The following is a 2,898-nucleotide window of genomic DNA, read 5'->3' on the forward strand; positions in this document are numbered from 1 at the left end:
CCCTTCACCACCCCCACCACCACCATCAGCAGCGGGAAGCCCCACAGCGCCGCGTCGCGCGGCAGGCTCGACAGCCACGGCACGCTGTTCGCCCCGGAGAAGCCGTCCTCGCCCCCCGACAACAAGAAGCGCAGCGCGGGCCCGGTGAGGTACGCGTACGCCCCCGTCGTCACTCCCACCACCGCCATGCACACGAACGCCACCACGAGCACCGCCACATGCGGGCGCGCGTAGCGCAACAGTCGCAACAGTGTCCGCCGCATTCCCTACCGTCCCACCTTGCGCAACGCCGCCTTGGCCAGCTGCGAGTACGGGTTGTACTCCAGCACCTTCAGCAGCTTCTTTCGCGCCAGCGGCGCGTCCCCGAGGTCCGTGTCGATGATGGCCGCGATGATGTGCAGCCGCTCCACATACGGCCCCAATGACAGCGCCTTCTTCAAGACCTTCTGCGCCTTCTGCGCCCGCTGGACCAGGGGACCGCCCGCCGCCTGGTACGTCGCCCAGGCAAGGAAGGAGTAGTACTCCGGCTCGCGCGGGTTGAGCGACACCGCTTCCTCGAACGCATGCATCGCCGACAGGAAGTCGCGACGCTTCAGCGCGGACTCGCCCCGGCGCAGCGCTATCTCCGCGTCCACCACCACCGCCGTGTTCCGCCCCACGTCCAGCTTGCTGAACAGGTACTGGAGATACGCCTTGCGCTTCTCCTCCACGCTCAGCACCCGGTACGACGCGGACAGCTTCTCCTGCACCGAGTCCAGCAGGTCCTTCAGGTCGGAGATGTCGAACTCGGCATACGTGTCCGGATGAAAGCGCATCGCCGTCTCGTGGTACGCGCGCTCCACCGCCTCCGCGTCCGCCGCGATGTCCAACCCCAGGCTGCCAAAGTAGCTGCGGGTGATGATGCGCACCGCCTCCTCACGCAGCGACGCACCCGTCGCCACCGGCAACGACTTGCGCTTGCGAGGCCCTATCCGGTCCGGCACCACCACCGCCGACAGCACGTCCGCCCCCGTCGCCACCGGCGTGGGCGAGAAGGTCACTCCCCCCGTCAGCTTCAGGAACCACAGGAGCGAGTACGCCGCGCGCAGCTCGCCCCGGCCATGCGCGAGCAGCTCCTTCAGGACGATGCGGCCATTGACCTGCATGGCGATCTTGATGTCGTCCGTGTCCAGCGCCATGGCCTGCAGGTCCCGGCCAAAGTCGGACGAGCGCACCGGGTACTCCCCCAGGTTCGCCCGCAGCGACGCCGCCATCACCTTCAACGGAAAGCAGCGCCTCGCCCCCTCGAGCACCTGCGCCAGCGGCGGCAGGTCCACCGAGGCGACCTCCGTCGTGAACTCGTCGCCCGAGTAGAAGGCATACCGGCCCTCGCGCATGCCCAGCACCCGCGCGAGGTTGTCGCGCGTGTAGTCGCGCAGCAGCTGCGACAGCTCCTCGCCCGCCGCCTCCACCCCCGCGTCCGCCAGCGCCGCGCCGATGCGCAGCCCGGACGCCAGCGCCTCCACCACCCGCTCCGCCTGCGCGGCCGTCGCCAGCGTGCGCGCGACGAGGTAGCGCGGAAGTGAGTCCTCCTTCGCCGACGAGTCGAAGCTCACCGGCCCACCGCGCAGGAAGTACACCCGCCGACTCAGGCCTCGGTGCGCCGCCACCAGCACACCATCCCGGCGCAGCCGGTGGATGGAGTGCAGGAGCGAGGGCAGTGGATAGCCCTTCAAGTCACCGCTGTTCACCGCCGGACGCGACAGCGTGGCCGAAAGCCCCGTCAGCGGCACCGCCTGCGCCGCGCGCACCAGCGACTCCAGCCGAGGCACCAGCTCGCCCGGCTTGAGCGGGTCCGCCACGTACGCGTTCACCTTGAGGTCCAGCACCGAGGCCACACCCCGCGCCCGGCCCAGGTGGCCCTTGTCGATGGCGACAATCGGCACGCGCCCGCCCTGGCTGTGCCCTCGGATGAGGTGCACCACGTGCGAGCCTTCCACTCGGGGAAGGTCCACCGACAACACCATCACATCCGGGTTGTCCGCCGCGAAATGCTCCAGCACCGCGATAGGGTCATTCACCGCGCGCACGGAATACCCGGCCTGGGAGAGCAGACCCGTCAGGTGTTCGAGCGTGGGGGGATGGCTCTCGGCGAGCAGAAGCGTCTTCAAGGGTAGCGCAGTCTACACCTTCACCCTGGCTTGCATCAGGGTACGATGCGCCCCCCTCACATGACGCCCCCACCCCGAATCCTCGTCGTGGCAGGCGAGGCCTCCGGCGACGCACACGCCGCCGAACTCGTCGCCGCCCTCCAGGCCCGCCGCCCTGACCTCACCTTCTTTGGCATGGGAGGCTCGCGCCTGGCCGCTCGGGGGGTGGAGCTGCTCTTCGACGCCCGAGAGGTGTCCGTCATGGGCATCACCGAGGTCCTTCCCCGCATTCCCCGCATCCTCCAAATCCTCAAGGGGCTGGCGAACGCCGCCACGGAGCGACGCCCCGACGTCGCCATCCTCGTGGACATCCCGGACTTCAACCTGCGGCTGGCCGAGAAGCTCAAGGCCCAGGGCATCCCCGTCGCCTATTACATCTCGCCGATGATCTGGGCGTGGCGCCGGGGCCGGGTCCGCACCATCAAGCGGCTGGTGGACCGGATGCTGTGCATCCTCCCGTTCGAGGAGGACTTCTATCGCGAGGCCGGAGTGAGTGCCCGTTACGTGGGCAGCCCCGTCGTCGAGCAGGTCCCCGCCCCCGACACCGCCGTCTCCTTTCGCGAGCGGCTGGGCCTGGACAAGGACGCCCCCACGCTCGCGCTGCTACCGGGCAGCCGGATGAGTGAGATTCGCAGGCTCCTGCCGGCGATGGTGGCCGCGGCGAAGCGCCTGTCCGCCGAGCGCCCCGGGCTTCAAATCGTCGTCCCCG

Annotated in this window: 2 protein-coding genes and 1 pseudogene; 1 reads left to right on the forward strand and 2 read right to left on the reverse strand. The window is 69.4% G+C overall.

Annotated features, from left to right (window positions below; all coding sequences use genetic code 11):
- Together HR086_RS46005 and HR086_RS46010 are read right to left on the reverse strand one after the other, a co-directional pair.
- Positions 1-263 (reverse strand): annotated as a pseudogene (locus tag HR086_RS46005) (ABC transporter ATP-binding protein); the annotation flags it as partial.
- A gap of 3 nt (positions 264-266) precedes the next feature.
- Positions 267-2,150 carry a DUF4388 domain-containing protein gene (locus HR086_RS46010; RefSeq protein WP_141648309.1) on the reverse strand — a complete coding sequence of 628 codons (1,884 nt, stop codon included), beginning with the start codon at positions 2,148-2,150 and terminating at the stop codon, positions 267-269.
- A gap of 60 nt (positions 2,151-2,210) precedes the next feature.
- Between HR086_RS46010 and lpxB the strand changes: the two genes are divergently transcribed.
- Positions 2,211-2,898, forward strand: a 688-nt coding sequence (gene lpxB / locus HR086_RS46015; protein ID WP_174468822.1) for a lipid-A-disaccharide synthase, incomplete at its 3' end; no start/stop codon positions are given.

This window comes from Myxococcus sp. CA039A, from assembly GCF_013336645.1.
In the GTDB taxonomy this organism is placed as follows: domain Bacteria; phylum Myxococcota; class Myxococcia; order Myxococcales; family Myxococcaceae; genus Myxococcus; species Myxococcus llanfairpwllgwyngyllgogerychwyrndrobwllllantysiliogogogochensis.